Origin of the sequence: Tahibacter amnicola (assembly GCF_025398735.1) — a bacterium.
GTDB classification, from domain to species: Bacteria; Pseudomonadota; Gammaproteobacteria; order Xanthomonadales; family Rhodanobacteraceae; genus Tahibacter; species Tahibacter amnicola.
Genome location: NZ_CP104694.1, coordinates 4,946,550 through 4,959,782, shown reverse-complemented (window position 1 = coordinate 4,959,782; position 13,233 = coordinate 4,946,550). Strand labels below are relative to the sequence as shown.

The following is a 13,233-nucleotide window of genomic DNA, read 5'->3' as shown; positions in this document are numbered from 1 at the left end:
GGGATAATTGCCCTTTCTGACGTAGGAGCAGTGCGTGTACGCCAATCCAGCGACCGCGCCGGCACGCGCCGCCGTAACCGTTCCCCAGCTGTACGCGCGCAAGCAGGCGCGTGAGAAGATCGTTTCGGTAACGGCGTACGATGCAAGTTTCGCCGCCCAGGTGGACGCCGCCGGCGTTGACGTGGTGCTGGTGGGCGATTCGCTGGGCATGGTGGTGCAGGGCGAGTCGAGCACGCTTCCGGTCACGCTCGACCACATGGTCTACCACACAGCAGCCGTGTCGCGCGGGCTGACCAGCGCACTGCTCGTCGCCGACCTGCCATTCATGAGTTATGCCTCGCGCGAGCGCGCCTTCGAAAGTGCGGGGCGGCTGATGGGGGAGGGCAGGGCCGCGATGGTGAAGTTGGAAGGCGCTGGCTGGGCGCTCGACATCATCCAGGCCCTGAGCGAGCGCGACGTGCCGGTTTGCGCACACCTCGGGCTGACACCGCAATCAGTTCACAAATTCGGGGGTTACCGGGTTCAGGGCCGCGACGATGAGCGCGCCGAGGAGCTGGTTCGCGAGTCGCATCTGGTCGCCGAGGCCGGTGCGGACCTCCTGGTCCTGGAATGCGTGCCGGCCGCGCTGGCCGAACGTATCACCCGCGAGATCGCTATTCCTACCATCGGCATTGGCGCTGGCGTCCACTGCGACGGCCAGGTGCTGGTGCTGTACGACTTGCTGGGCATCACGCCCGGCAAGCGTCCCCGCTTCAGTCGTGATTTCCTGGCAGGGCGCGACTCGATCGCTGCGGCCTTGCGCGCCTATGCCGATGCTGTCCGCAACGGTGAATTTCCCGCTCCCGAGCACAGCTTCTGATCATGCAGACGGTCGATACAACGCAGGCGTTGCGCGCCCTGGTTCGCCAGTGGCACAGGGAAGGGCTGCGCGTGGGGTTCGTGCCCACCATGGGTAACCTGCACGACGGTCATTTCTCGCTGGTCAAGCTCGCCCGGGCGCAGTGTGACCGTGTGATCGTCAGCGTGTTCGTCAATCCGACCCAGTTCGGCCCCAACGAGGATTTCTCCCGCTATCCGCGCACGCTGGCGCAGGACCAGGCGGGGTTGCTGGCCCATGGCTGCGATGTCCTCTTCGCGCCGGCCGTTGAGGAGGTCTACCCGTTTGGAGCGGCGGCAGCTGCGGCGGTTGAGGTGCCGGTGGTGACGGAGATGCTGGAAGGCGCTTTCCGGCCGGGGCATTTTCGCGGCGTGGCCACCGTTGTCGCCAAGCTGTTCAACCTCGTGCAGCCGGATGTCGCGGTGTTTGGTCAGAAGGACTACCAGCAGCTTCTGACGATCCGTCGGCTGGTCACCGACCTGGCTTTTCCGATCGAGATCGTCGCGGGGCCAACGTTGCGTGAATCCAACGGACTGGCCATGAGCTCGCGCAACCAGTACTTGTCGGTCGAAGAGCGGGAACGCGCAGCCGTTATCCACCAGACGCTGCAGGCCATGCGCACCGCCGTGCAGGCTGGCCAATCGGCGGATGCGGCGGAACGGAATGCGCTGATCACCCTGGAATCTGCTGGCTTCCGCGTCGATTATGCGGCTATCCGCGCGGCCGACGACCTTTCGCCGCCCGTTGCCGGCGCGTCCCATACCCTGGTTGCCCTGATCGCAGCGCGCCTGAGTGCCACCCGTCTGATCGACAATCTGTTGTTTTCCCGCACCGACTGAGCGTAGTCCGGGGCCTCCGATCGGCGCAATTGCGCCGTCTGCGCGGTTGTCCGTCGTCGAAATTTCGGCAGGCAGCTTTTGTGGTTCCCCGATTTCCCAGTAGCGGCAGTGACTTGCGCTTGAGGATCGTGACATTGTGTTGCCCGTCACATCCCAGTAGCGTTTCCGCAATTGCTGTGGTAATCTCCCCACAGCCACTGGGTTTTTTGCAACGACTTTCGTTCCTCGGTGGCAGCAGGGCGCATTGTTCAGGTAATCGTCACTCCGATTCATCCCTCGCTGTGATCCAGCGAGGGTTTTTTTGCCCGTGACTTGCCGATTGCGCGACGTTCGCCGACGTTCACTGCCGTATGCGCCATTCATGTTGCAGTGCGCAAGGCGGCCTCTGCTATACTTTCTCGTGTTGTGCCGACGCAACAGGCCTGTCATCCGGCCCGCCACCGAGAGGAAGTCGTTCCATGCAGTTGCAGATGCTCAAGGCAAAGATCCATCGCGCCAGCGTCACCCACGCCGAATTGCACTATGAGGGGTCCTGCGCCATCGACGGCCGCCTGCTCGATATCTCCGGCATTCGCGAGTACGAGCAGATCCACATCTACAACATTAATAACGGCGCGCGTTTCGTCACCTACGCGATCCGCGGCGAAGAGGGGTCGGGCGTCATTTCCATCAACGGCGCCGCCGCGCATCTGGCAAGCCCGGGCGATCTGATCATCATTTGCGCCTATGCCCAGTACTCGGAGGCCGAACTCGCCCAGTTCAAGCCGACACTCGTCTACGTGGACCGCCAGAACGCGCTGACCCACACCAATCATTCGATACCGAAGCAGGCCGCCTGATCGCGACCGACTGGTACGGTCGTACTGGTATCAAACCATTGTCGTGACGGCCGAGCTTCTGTCGTGGCAGCGCCGTCACGTAATATTCCTCGTTTGACGCGAACCCGTTCTACGAGGGATATCCATGCAAGCAGGACAGCTCGACTCCCTGGCGCGCGAAGCGGCGCGCTTGCGCCCGGTTCACCTGCGTGAGCTCCTCAAGCAGGAGCAGCGATTCGAGCGCTTCAGTCGCCGCGCCGGGCCTATCCTGCTGGATTTCTCGCGCCAGAAGCTGGACGAGCCTGCGCTCGCGGCCCTGGGCACCATTCTCGACCAGCACGCCTGGCAGGCGCGGCGCGACGCCATGTTCCGTGGTGACGTGCTCAATGCGTCGGAGCAGCGGCCGGTGCTGCACACGGCACTGCGTGCCGGGTATTCCGCATTGCCATCGCTCGCGCCAGCGGCGGTGCGCGCCGAAGTGGACGAAACGCTCGCGCGAATGGCGCATATGGTCGATGCGGTCGAGCGCAGCGAGCCGGGCGACTTCGATCTACCCGAAGGAATCACCGACGTGATCAACCTGGGGATCGGGGGCTCGGACCTCGGTCCGCGCCTGGCCGTTGACGCCCTCGCCGCATTCCACACCGGGCGTGTGCGTTGCCACTTTCTTCCCAATGTCGACGGGCACCGGACAGCCTCGCTGATGCGTAGCCTGGACCCACGCCGCACCTTGGTGCTGCTCGTCTCCAAAAGCTTCACGACGCAGGAAACCCTGCTCAACGCGGCAGTCCTCAAGGAATGGCTGGTCAACGCCTACGAAGGCAACGGGGAGCGTGCGAATCGCCATTTCCTGGCGGTCAGCGCGAACGTCGATGCGGCACGCGCCTACGGCATACCGTCGCAGCGTGTGCTGCCAATGTGGGATTACGTCGGCGGACGCTACTCCGTGTGGTCGGCGGTCGGTCTGGTGCTGGCGCTCGCCGTCGGCATGGATCATTTCCGTGCGCTACTGCGCGGCGCGGCGCAGATGGACGACCATTTCCGCACCGCCGACTGGCGCGACAACCTGCCGGTGCTGCTCGCGCTCATTGGCGTATGGAATCGCAATGGGCTGGGATTCCCGGCCCACGGCGTCATTCCGTACCACGACGGCCTTGGTAAGCTGCCGGCTTTCCTGCAGCAGCTGGAGATGGAGAGCCTGGGCAAGAGCGTCAGTGCGGAAGGCGGCGACCTGCGCCAGGCTACCGTGCCCGTCGTCTGGGGCAGCGTCGGCACGAACGCGCAGCATGCGTTCTTCCAGGCCCTGCACCAGGGCACGGATATCGTTCCGCTCGACCTCATCGGCGTTGCGCGCCCCGCGCATGCGCTGGGCGCCAATCACGAGGCGCTGCTGGCGAACCTGCTGGCACAGGGGGCTGCATTCGCGCTGGGGAAGACTGCCGAGCAGGCGTTGGCGGAATCGCCAGCCGGGCTCGATGAAAGTGCGCGGCACTCCCTGGCGGCGCAGCGCACATTTGCCGGCGATCGCCCTAGCAGCACACTGCTGCTCGACAGCCTCGATCCGGGCAGCTTCGGCGCGTTGCTCGCGCTGTACGAACACAAAGTGCTGATCCAGGCCTTGTTGTGGGATATCAACGCTTTCGATCAATGGGGCGTGGAGCTTGGCAAGACGCTGGCGAAATCGATCCTCCCTGCGCTGGCGTCGGGGTCGTTGTCGTCGTTTGATGCGTCGACCCGCGGATTGATCGAGACCTTGCGCGGCCTTCGCGGTTGATCGCCGCCGCCTGGACCCGAAAGACCCGGATTCACGCTATCTGACGCGTAGCGCAGGCCGGCGCGCGTTCACGCTGCTTCGTGTTGGGCCAGTGCCCACGCCACATGTTCACGGACCAGTGCAGAGGCATGGTCGGCGCGGGCGCGCAGCGCCTCCGTGATTTCCGCAGTTCCCGCCGCGTTACCAAGTGCCACGGCGATATTGCGCAACCACCGTTCGTAGCCGATCCGGCGGATGGCTGACCCTTCGGTGCGCTGCAGGAACTGCGCTTCGGTCCACCCAAACAGCGAGACCAATGTGGCACCGTCGAGGGAATGGCGTGGCGCGAAATCCGGCTCTTCCGTCGGGCGCGAAAACTTGTTCCAGGGGCAGATCAACTGGCAATCGTCGCAGCCATAGATACGATTTCCCATGGCCTTGCGGAATTCCACGGGAATGCTGTCGTGGAGTTCGATCGTGAGATACGAAATACAGCGCCGCGCATCGACCTGATAGGGGGCGACGATCGCCTGGGTCGGGCAGATATCGATGCACCGTGTGCAAGTGCCGCAATGGGCTGTCGCGGCTTCATCGACGGGCAGGGGGAGGTCGGTATACAGCTCGCCCAGGAAGAACCAGGACCCTGCCTGGTGATTGATCAGGCACGTGTGCTTGCCGATCCAGCCCAGGCCTGCATTGCGTGCCAGTGCGCGCTCGAGCACGGGCGCGGAGTCGACAAAGGCCCGGTAGCCGAAGTCGCCGACCTCGGCACTGATCCGGTCTGCCAATTTTTGCAGACGGCTACGCATCAGCTTGTGATAGTCGCGCCCCAGCGCATAACGCGAAACATAGGCCCGTTGCGAATCGCCCAGGACGTCCCAGCCGTGGGCTATGCCTTCGGGGATGTAATCCATTCGCACCGAAACGATCCGGATCGTTCCCGGTTGCAGTTCCGCCGGCCGGCTGCGCTTGGTGCCGTGGCGCTGCATGTATTCCATTTCGCCGTGGCGCCCGGCGTCGAGCCAGTTGAGCAGATGCGATTCGTCGGTCGCCAGTTCCGTGCCCGCGATGCCCACCTGCTGGAAACCCAGTTCGGCGCCCCAGTGTTTGATCTGGCTGGCGAGTTGTTCGGGATTCATGACGATCGGAAACGGGCGCGACGACGTCGCGTTAGCGTGGGAGACACGACAGTATAATCGCCCCATGAACCCCGCATCTCCAACGGCTGCACTGTACACGACCGGGCAAATGCGCCGGATTGATGCCTATGCGATCGAGGCCCTCGGCGTAAGCGGGCCCGAGCTGATGCGACGGGCGGCGCAGGGGGCGCTGGAGGTCGTGCTGTCACGATGGGGCGGCGCCTCGCGTATCGTGGTGTGCTGCGGGCCCGGCAAGAATGGCGGCGATGGTTACTGGCTGGCCTATCTGCTGCGCGAACTGGGGCGCAACGTCTCGGTGATTGCCCTGGGCGAGCCGGCTGATCCGGACGCCGCGCAGGCGCGCGAGGCGTTTCGCGAGATCGGCGGCATCATCGACGCCTTCGACGAGGAAAGTAACCTCGGTTCGCCCGACATTTTCGTCGACGCCCTGCTGGGCATCGGCCTTACCCGGCCAGTGGAAGGTGCTGCGGCGCTGCTGGTCGAGCGAATCAACCACAGCGGCATTCCCGTGCTGGCGCTGGATATTCCCTCGGGGTTGTCGGCCGACACCGGCGCCCGCATGGGCGCCTGCGTCTCGGCCACCGCGACGGTCAGTTTCATCGGATGGAAGCGCGGCCTGTTCACCGGGGCAGGACCGGAGGTCAGCGGCTCCCGTCAGCTGGCGACCCTGAACCTGCCGGCGGCCGTGTTCGAGGCCGAATCCGCGGGCGCCTACATCATGGGCCCGGAATGCACCGCCGGGCTCGGGCTGCGGGCGCGGGACGCGCACAAAGGACTGTTCGGCCATGTTCTGGCCATCGGCGGGGACCATGGCATGGGGGGCGCGATCCGCCTCGCTGCCGAAGCGGCGCTGCGCTGTGGCGCCGGCCTGGTCAGCGTGGCCACACGCGAAGAGCATGTGCCGGGACTGCTTGCCGCGCGCCCGGAGCTGATGGCGAACGCTGTTTCCGGGCAACAGGAGCTCGATCCCCTGCTCAAGCGCGCGAACGTGATCGCGCTGGGGCCTGGCCTGGGGATCCGCGCCTGGGGGCATTCCCTGTGGCACCGGGCCTTGGAGTCGGGCAAGCCGGTCGTGCTGGACGCCGACGCGCTCAATCTGCTGGCCCTGCATCCACGCACCTTCGAAGGGCCGGCGGTGCTGACGCCGCACCCCGGCGAAGCCGCGCGTCTGCTAGGCACGACGGTGACCGAGATCCAGGCCAATCGCTACGCGGCCGTTCGCGCCATCGCCGACCGCTTCAACGCTGTCGTCGTGCTCAAGGGCGCAGGGTCGCTGATCACGGCGGCAGAGGAATCCATCGCGGTCTGTCCGTGGGGCAACCCGGGCATGGCAAGCGGGGGAATGGGGGATGTGCTCACCGGGGTGATCGCGGCCTTGATTGCCCAGGGTATGCCCGGCCCCGAGGCCGCGCGCCTTGGGTCTGCCGTCCATGCCAGGGCCGGAGACATGGCAGCCCGCGAAGGACAGCGCGGTCTGCTGGCCAGCGATCTGTTCGGGCATTTCCGTCAATTGCTCAATGGCCTTGCCAATGACTAGTGCCGCGCTTTCCGATCCGGCCTCCGCCATCACGATTGCGCATCTGGAAGAACCGGGCCTCGCCGCGTTTGCCGAAGCCCTGGCGCAGGCGGTGCGCACCGGTGGGGTGATCTACCTGCACGGGGACCTGGGGGCTGGCAAGACCACTACCGCCCGTGCCCTGATCCGTTCGCTCATCCCCGACGCCCGGGTAAAAAGCCCAACCTACAGCCTTATCGAGTCGTACCGGATGCCCGCACTGGTAATCCACCACCTCGACCTTTACCGCATTGCGGACCCCGGCGAACTGGAATGGCTGGGGCTGGATGAGCTGCAGTCGGAGCCCAGCCTGGTTCTGGTGGAATGGCCCGAGAGGGGCGGCCATTCCTTGCCGGCGGCGGACCTCGTGCTCCACCTGGGGCACGCCGGTTCGGGGCGCAGCGTCAGGCTGGAGGCCGCGTCCGAACACGGTGCGCGGCAGCTGGCGTCGATGGGGTACCGGTAACATCCGCCGCCTCCACCGCTTAAGCGCGGTTCCTCGCAGCCCCTCCAGAAAACCGGCCCAGGCCGCGGTTTTGCAAAGGAAAATGCTTGAAATCGGACACGTGCTGCGCTTGAATCCGCAGCCATGTGGGGATGTACGGCCATGATGTCCCGAGCGGGAGCCCTTTTCGTCTTACTGGCGAGCCTTCCGGCTGCCTCCCTGGCGGCCGAAATCAAGGCCCTTCGCGTATGGGCCAGCCCCGATTCCACCCGTGCAGTATTCGACGTCTCCGGCCCGGTGGAATACAAGCTTTTCGAGCTGGAAAACCCCGATCGCATCGTGCTCGACATCAAGGGTGCATCGATTGATTCCGGTGTCACCACGCCCGCCGGCAAGGGCCTGATGACCAGCATGCGCGTGGGCAAGCAGGGCAAGTCCGACCTGCGCGTCGTGTTCGATCTGCCCCAGGGCGTACGCCCGAAAAGTTTCCTGCTGCCCCCGGCGGACAAGTTCGGCCATCGCCTGGTGGTCGATCTCTATCCCAAGACCCAGACCAAGCGCGAGGTGGTCAAGACCATCGACGACGTGATGACCGGCGAAGGCCGCAAGGTCATCGTGGCGATCGACGCCGGACATGGCGGCGATGATCCGGGCGCGGTCGGCGCATCCGGCAACTTCGAGAAAACCATCACCCTGAATGTGGCGCGCGAAGTCGCGCGCCTGGTCGACGCGCAACCAGGCATGAAGGCTTACCTGGTGCGTGACGGCGACTACTTCATTCCGTTGAAGGAACGCTACGGCAAGGCGCGCGAAGCCAAAGCGGACCTCTTCGTTTCTATTCATGCCGACGCCTGCCCGGGTGCCTGCGGTGCCCGCGGTGCCTCGGTATGGGTACTGTCGCCGCGCGGCGCGACCAGCGAGGCGGCGCGCTGGCTGGCCGCCAAGGAAAACGGCGCTGACCTCGTCGGTGGCGTATCGCTCGACGACAAGGACGACACCCTCGCTGCCGTCCTGCTGGACCTGTCGCAAGGCGCGACCATGGAAGCCAGCAGCTCGGTGGCGCAGACGGTGCTGCGCGCCCTGGGCAAGATCGGGCCGACCCATCGCGGTCATGTGGAAAAAGCTAACTTTGTGGTGCTGCGTTCACCGGATGTGCCTTCCATCCTGGTCGAGACGGCGTTCATCACCAATCCGTCGGAAGAAAAGCGGCTGACCGATCCGGATCACCGCGCCAAGCTCGCCGGCGCCATTGTCGACGGCATCAAGGGGTATTTCACCCAGTCGCCGCTGCCGGGCACCTGGTTTGCGGCCAACATCGGCGCCAAGGCGCGCGGCGGTGAACATATCGTTTCGCGTGGGGAGACCCTTTCCGGCATCGCCGTGCAGCACGGGGTGAGCCTGGGCAGCCTGCGGGCCGCCAATCGCATTGCCGAAGATGGCGCGGTGCGGGTCGGCGATGTATTGAGCATTCCGTCCGGCTGAGTCCCGTTCCCGGCCGTACGGGTCGGTCCCTGCGATCCCGTGGCCCGGCCGGCAGTCCGCCGTGGATGGTTCCGCTATGATGCGCTCCCTATGCCGCGCATCCGCCAGCTCCCTATTGAACTCGTCAACCAGATCGCCGCGGGCGAGGTGATCGAGCGTCCCGCTTCTGTCGTCAAGGAACTGGTCGAGAACAGCCTCGATGCCGGTGCCGGGCGCGTCGAGATCGAGATCGAGGAGGGCGGCGCCCGTCTGATCCGTGTCCGTGACGACGGCTGCGGCATTGATGCCGACGACCTGCCGTTGGCCATAGCGGCGCATGCCACCAGCAAGATCGCGAGTTTCGACGACCTGGAACGCGTCGCCACCATGGGGTTCCGCGGCGAGGCGCTGCCGAGCATTGCCTCGATTTCGCGCTTTGCGTTGACCTCGCGGACCTCGGCGCAGGATCACGCACTGCGGATCGAAGTGGACGGTGGCAAGCCGCTGCCGCCAAAGCCGGCGCAGCACCCTGTCGGCACCTCGATCGAAGTGCGCGACCTGTTCTACAACGTGCCCGCCCGGCGCAAGTTCATGCGGGCCGAGCGCACCGAGTTTGGCCGCATCGACGAGCTGATCACTTCGCTCGCGCTGGTGCGCACGGAAGTCGAATTCCGCCTGAGCCACAACAACAAGCCAGTGCGACTGCTGCGCCGGGTCGACAGCGCCGCAGCCCTGCCAGCACGCGTGGCCGATCTTCTTGGCCAGGAATTCATCGAACAATGCCTGCGCATCGACCACAGCGCGGCGGGCATGCGGCTGTCGGGCTGGGTCGGATTACCCACGGCGTCGCGGGCGCAGGCCGACCAGCAGTACTTCTACGTCAATGCCCGCCTGGTGCGCGACAAGGTGGTCGCGCACGCCGTGCGACAGGCCTATGCCGATGTGCTGTTTCATGGTCGCCATCCGGCGTTCGTCCTGTTTCTGGAACTGGATCCGCTGGGCGTGGATGTGAACGTGCATCCGGCCAAGCATGAGGTGCGATTCCGCGAATCACGCCTGGTGCACGACTTCCTCTACCGCACCTTGAATGAAGTCCTGGCCGAGACGCGTGCGGGATCCGGCGTCTCGCCGCCGGTGGCAGTGCCTCAGTCCGTCGCGTCCACGGCAGCGCCGATGTACACGCAATGGCGCGGGCAGGCGCCGCTGGGATTGGGGCAGGGCACGCGCGAACCCCTGGCCGACTACGCCGCGCTGCTGGGCGCCGCACCGAACCTGCCATTGCCCGCGACGGGCCGCTCCGTCGAAGCGTCGACGCCCGCGGTATGCGGCGCTGCGGACGATAGCCAGATGCCCCCGCTCGGCTTTGCGCTGGCGCAACTGCACGGTATCTACGTGCTGGCAGAGAACCAGCACGGCCTGGTGCTGGTGGACATGCACGCGGCGCACGAGCGCATCACCTACGAGCGCCTCAAGGCCGCCCGCGCGGGGCAGGGCATACGGTCGCAGCTGATGCTGGTGCCGTTGGCCCTGGCCCTCAGCGAGCGGGAAGCCAGTTGCGTGGAAGATTTCGCCGACCGCTTTGCCGACCTGGGCTTTGAACTGGCACGCACGGGCCCGCAAAGCGTCGTCGTCAAGCGCCTGCCAACCCTGCTCGAAGGCGCCGACGCCTCGCGCCTGATCCGCGACGTGATCGCCGACCTCCTCGCGCAGGGCAATTCACGCCGGATCGAGGAAGCCGGAAACGACGTACTGGCGACCATGGCCTGCCACGGTTCAGTGCGCGCCAACCGGCGCCTGAGCGTGCCGGAGATGAATGCGCTGCTGCGCGACATGGAGGCGACCGAGCGTTCCGGGCAATGCAATCACGGCCGTCCGACCTGGGTACAACTGGGTATCAACGAACTTGACCGCCTCTTCTTGCGCGGTCGCTAGCGAGTCAACGAGGGAGCAATCATGATCGAAGCAGGAGTGGTGTTGCTGGCCAGCGTGCTGGCCGGTGGCGTGGAAGTGACCGCTATGGCGGTGGAGAGCGGCACCAGCCACGCCGAGCAGGTGCAGGCCTGGCGCAAACAGCGCGTCGAGCGCCTCACCGCGCCGGAAGGCTGGTTGAGCCTCGTGGGTCTGCATTGGCTCAAAGACGGCGAGCAGTCCATCGGCAGCAGCAAGGGCAGTGACGTCGTGCTCGCCGTCGGACCGGCGAAGCTGGGCCGCATCGCGCTGGCCGACGGCAAGGTCGAGTTGACCCTGGATCCCAACGCCAAGGCCAAGATCGGCGAATCGGCCGAGACCAAGGCGGTGCTTTCCGACGATGGCAGCGCCAATCCCACCAAGGTCAGCTTCGGGACCGCCAACTTCTACGTCATCGATCGTGGCGGAAAGAAGGGATTGCGCGTGAAGGATACCGAGGCCGAAACCCGCAAGAAATTCGTGGGCATCGACTACTTCGACATTGCCTCCGACTGGCGCGTCGAGGCGAAGTGGGAAGCCTACAATCCGCCGCGCGAGATCGAGGTGCCGACCGTGCTCGGCACCGTCGAGAAATACCCGGTGCCGGGCAAGGCGACGTTTGAGCGCGACGGCAAGAAGTATGAACTGCTGCCGGTGCTGGAAGCGCCTGGCGACAAGGAGCTCTTCATCATCTTTGCCGATCGTACCAGCGGCAAGGAAACCTACGGCGCGGCGCGTTTCCTGTACGCGGCCATGCCCGCCGACGGAAAGATCGTGCTGGACTTCAACAAGGCCTACAACCCGCCTTGCGCCTTCACGCCCTACGCGACCTGCCCGCTGGCGCCGCCGGAAAACCGTCTGGACCTGCGTGTCACCGCCGGCGAGAAGAAGTATCGCGGCGCCCATCACTGATCTGCAGAAACGGCGACGCCGTTTGACGGCGTCGCCACCGCTATTGGTGCGATAGCGAAACTGGCGGAAGCGAGCTTGCGCGTACTCATCGTTGCCGATACGCATGGCCTGATTGATCCGCGCATCGTGGCGCTGGCGGCCGGCTGCGACCAGGTCGCCCATGCCGGGGACGTCGGCTCCGCCGCTGTGCTGGGCGACTTGCGCAACGCCTGTCCAAGGGTCGCCGCGGTGTGCGGCAATAACGACGTGCCAGCCAAGTGGGCAGGTGCGGAGCGATCGATCCTCGACCAGCTGCCGCAAGTCGCCGAATTGTCCTTGCCGGGCGGCGTGCTCGTCATCGTCCATGGCGACACGTTTCCGGCGAAATCCCGTCATGCCGGGATGCGGATGCGCTATCCCGCCGCCCGCGCCATCGCCTACGGACACAGTCACCGGATTATCATCGACGACAACGTGCTGCCCTGGGTGATCAATCCCGGTGCCGCCGGGCGCACGCGCACCTACGGCGGACCCAGCGGATTGATCCTGGAGGCTGACGCCGACCGATGGCAGGTTGAGGCCGTGCGTTTCCCGCCACTCGTTTAGCCCAGATCATTGGTCCGGTCGCCGCGTGCAACCAGAAAGGGGAATTATGGAATTTACCAATCGCGCGCAAAAATTGTTTCTGATTCTGTCGTGCTTCTTCGTCGCCAACGCCGTTCTGGCGGAACTGATCGGGGTGAAGATCTTCGCCCTGGAAGATACGCTCGGTGTATCGCCCTTCAACTGGAACCTGTTCGGCCAGCAGGGCTCGCTCAATTTCACCGCTGGCACCTTGCTCTGGCCCGTCGTCTTCATCATGACCGACGTGATCAACGAGTACTTCGGTCGCCGCGGCGTGCGCATGATTTCCTGGGTCGCGGTATTTCTGATCCTCTACGCCTTCCTGTTCGCATTCCTGGCCATCGCCCTGGCGCCGGCGTCCTGGTGGGTCACGGTGGGAGCGGACAAGGGCGTTCCCGATATGCAGGCTGCGTTCGCACAGATTTTCGGCCAGGGGTTGTGGACGATCGGCGGCTCCGTGACGGCCTTTCTCGTCGGCCAGTTGATCGACGTCACGATCTTCCATGCCATTCGAAACCGGACTGGCGGCAAGCACATCTGGTTGCGCGCCACGGGTTCCACACTGGTCTCGCAATTCTTCGACAGCTTCATCGTGCTGTACATCGCGTTCGTGATCGGGCCACAGAAATGGCCGATTGGTCTGTGGCTGGCAGTCGGCTGCGTGAACTACGCCTACAAGGTGTTGGCCGCAGTTGCGCTGACGCCGGTGATCTATGGCATGCGGCGTGGCCTCGACAACTGGCTGGGCAAGGACCTGAGCACGGAATTGAAGGCCAAGGCGGCGCAGTAAAAACGAAAGCATATTGACAGCAATTCTTTCGTGTATGTGCGACGTATTGCGTCGTGGCGTACGGTGGTTACTC

Annotated in this window: 12 protein-coding genes; 11 read left to right on the top strand and 1 reads right to left on the bottom strand. The window is 65.0% G+C overall.

Features of this window, described 5'->3' with window-relative positions; genetic code table 11:
- Positions 1-34: 34 nt before the first annotated feature.
- The 4 genes from panB to pgi all read left to right on the top strand — a co-directional run bounded on the left by panB (position 35) and on the right by pgi (position 4,308).
- A complete protein-coding gene (gene panB, locus N4264_RS19425; RefSeq protein WP_261693891.1) occupies positions 35-859 on the top strand; it encodes a 3-methyl-2-oxobutanoate hydroxymethyltransferase in 825 nt (274 codons plus the stop codon).
- Between the two features lie 2 nt (positions 860-861).
- Positions 862-1,716 (top strand): pantoate--beta-alanine ligase, encoded by an 855-nt coding sequence (gene panC / locus N4264_RS19420; protein WP_261693890.1) that lies wholly within the window; start codon positions 862-864, stop codon positions 1,714-1,716.
- Between the two features lie 458 nt (positions 1,717-2,174).
- Entirely contained in the window at positions 2,175-2,555 is a 381-nt protein-coding gene (panD, locus tag N4264_RS19415; RefSeq protein ID WP_261693889.1) for an aspartate 1-decarboxylase, read from the top strand.
- A gap of 124 nt (positions 2,556-2,679) precedes the next feature.
- Positions 2,680-4,308: a glucose-6-phosphate isomerase gene (gene pgi, locus N4264_RS19410; protein ID WP_261693888.1), complete on the top strand. Its 1,629-nt coding sequence runs from the start codon at positions 2,680-2,682 to the stop codon at positions 4,306-4,308.
- Between the two features lie 68 nt (positions 4,309-4,376).
- Here the strand turns inward: pgi and queG are convergent, their stop codons facing one another.
- On the bottom strand, positions 4,377-5,426 hold the full coding sequence (queG, locus tag N4264_RS19405) for a tRNA epoxyqueuosine(34) reductase QueG (RefSeq protein ID WP_261697660.1): 1,050 nt from the start codon (positions 5,424-5,426) through the stop codon (positions 4,377-4,379).
- A gap of 64 nt (positions 5,427-5,490) precedes the next feature.
- On the opposite strand from queG, the gene N4264_RS19400 reads away from it, so the two are divergent.
- The 7 genes from N4264_RS19400 (at position 5,491) to N4264_RS19370 (ending at position 13,160) form a co-directional block, all read left to right on the top strand.
- A complete protein-coding gene (locus N4264_RS19400; RefSeq protein ID WP_261693887.1) occupies positions 5,491-6,984 on the top strand; it encodes an NAD(P)H-hydrate dehydratase in 1,494 nt (497 codons plus the stop codon).
- Positions 6,977-7,468, top strand: coding sequence for a tRNA (adenosine(37)-N6)-threonylcarbamoyltransferase complex ATPase subunit type 1 TsaE (tsaE, locus tag N4264_RS19395; protein WP_261693886.1), 492 nt, complete (start codon positions 6,977-6,979; stop codon positions 7,466-7,468). Before N4264_RS19400 ends, tsaE begins: the two co-directional genes overlap by 8 nt.
- Positions 7,469-7,609: 141 nt before the next feature.
- Complete coding sequence (locus tag N4264_RS19390; protein WP_261693885.1) at positions 7,610-8,929, top strand: N-acetylmuramoyl-L-alanine amidase; 1,320 nt, start codon at positions 7,610-7,612, stop codon at positions 8,927-8,929.
- 90 nt (positions 8,930-9,019) lie between these two features.
- Positions 9,020-10,840, top strand: a complete 1,821-nt coding sequence (gene mutL / locus N4264_RS19385) for a DNA mismatch repair endonuclease MutL (protein WP_261693884.1) — start codon at positions 9,020-9,022, stop codon at positions 10,838-10,840.
- A 21-nt stretch (positions 10,841-10,861) separates the two neighbouring features.
- Positions 10,862-11,767 carry a DUF1684 domain-containing protein gene (locus tag N4264_RS19380; protein ID WP_261693883.1) on the top strand — a complete coding sequence of 302 codons (906 nt, stop codon included), beginning with the start codon at positions 10,862-10,864 and terminating at the stop codon, positions 11,765-11,767.
- Positions 11,768-11,842: 75 nt separating this feature from the next.
- On the top strand, positions 11,843-12,352 hold the full coding sequence (locus N4264_RS19375) for a metallophosphoesterase family protein (RefSeq protein ID WP_261693882.1): 510 nt from the start codon (positions 11,843-11,845) through the stop codon (positions 12,350-12,352).
- 46 nt (positions 12,353-12,398) lie between these two features.
- Positions 12,399-13,160 carry a queuosine precursor transporter gene (locus tag N4264_RS19370; protein WP_261693881.1) on the top strand — a complete coding sequence of 254 codons (762 nt, stop codon included), beginning with the start codon at positions 12,399-12,401 and terminating at the stop codon, positions 13,158-13,160.
- The last annotated feature ends 73 nt before the right edge of the window (positions 13,161-13,233 follow it).

What these genes read in the sequence shown, in the direction of transcription:
- panC (WP_261693890.1), top strand. Translation starts at nt 862, where the DNA reads ATGCAGACGGTCGATACAACGCAGGCGTTGCGCGCCCTGGTTCGCCAG.
- panD (WP_261693889.1), top strand. Translation starts at nt 2,175, where the DNA reads ATGCAGTTGCAGATGCTCAAGGCAAAGATCCATCGCGCCAGCGTCACC.
- pgi (WP_261693888.1), top strand. Translation starts at nt 2,680, where the DNA reads ATGCAAGCAGGACAGCTCGACTCCCTGGCGCGCGAAGCGGCGCGCTTG.
- queG (WP_261697660.1), bottom strand. Translation starts at nt 5,426, where the DNA reads ATGAATCCCGAACAACTCGCCAGCCAGATCAAACACTGGGGCGCCGAA.
- N4264_RS19400 (WP_261693887.1), top strand. Translation starts at nt 5,491, where the DNA reads ATGAACCCCGCATCTCCAACGGCTGCACTGTACACGACCGGGCAAATG.
- tsaE (WP_261693886.1), top strand. Translation starts at nt 6,977, where the DNA reads ATGACTAGTGCCGCGCTTTCCGATCCGGCCTCCGCCATCACGATTGCG.
- N4264_RS19390 (WP_261693885.1), top strand. Translation starts at nt 7,610, where the DNA reads ATGATGTCCCGAGCGGGAGCCCTTTTCGTCTTACTGGCGAGCCTTCCG.
- mutL (WP_261693884.1), top strand. Translation starts at nt 9,020, where the DNA reads ATGCCGCGCATCCGCCAGCTCCCTATTGAACTCGTCAACCAGATCGCC.
- N4264_RS19380 (WP_261693883.1), top strand. Translation starts at nt 10,862, where the DNA reads ATGATCGAAGCAGGAGTGGTGTTGCTGGCCAGCGTGCTGGCCGGTGGC.
- N4264_RS19370 (WP_261693881.1), top strand. Translation starts at nt 12,399, where the DNA reads ATGGAATTTACCAATCGCGCGCAAAAATTGTTTCTGATTCTGTCGTGC.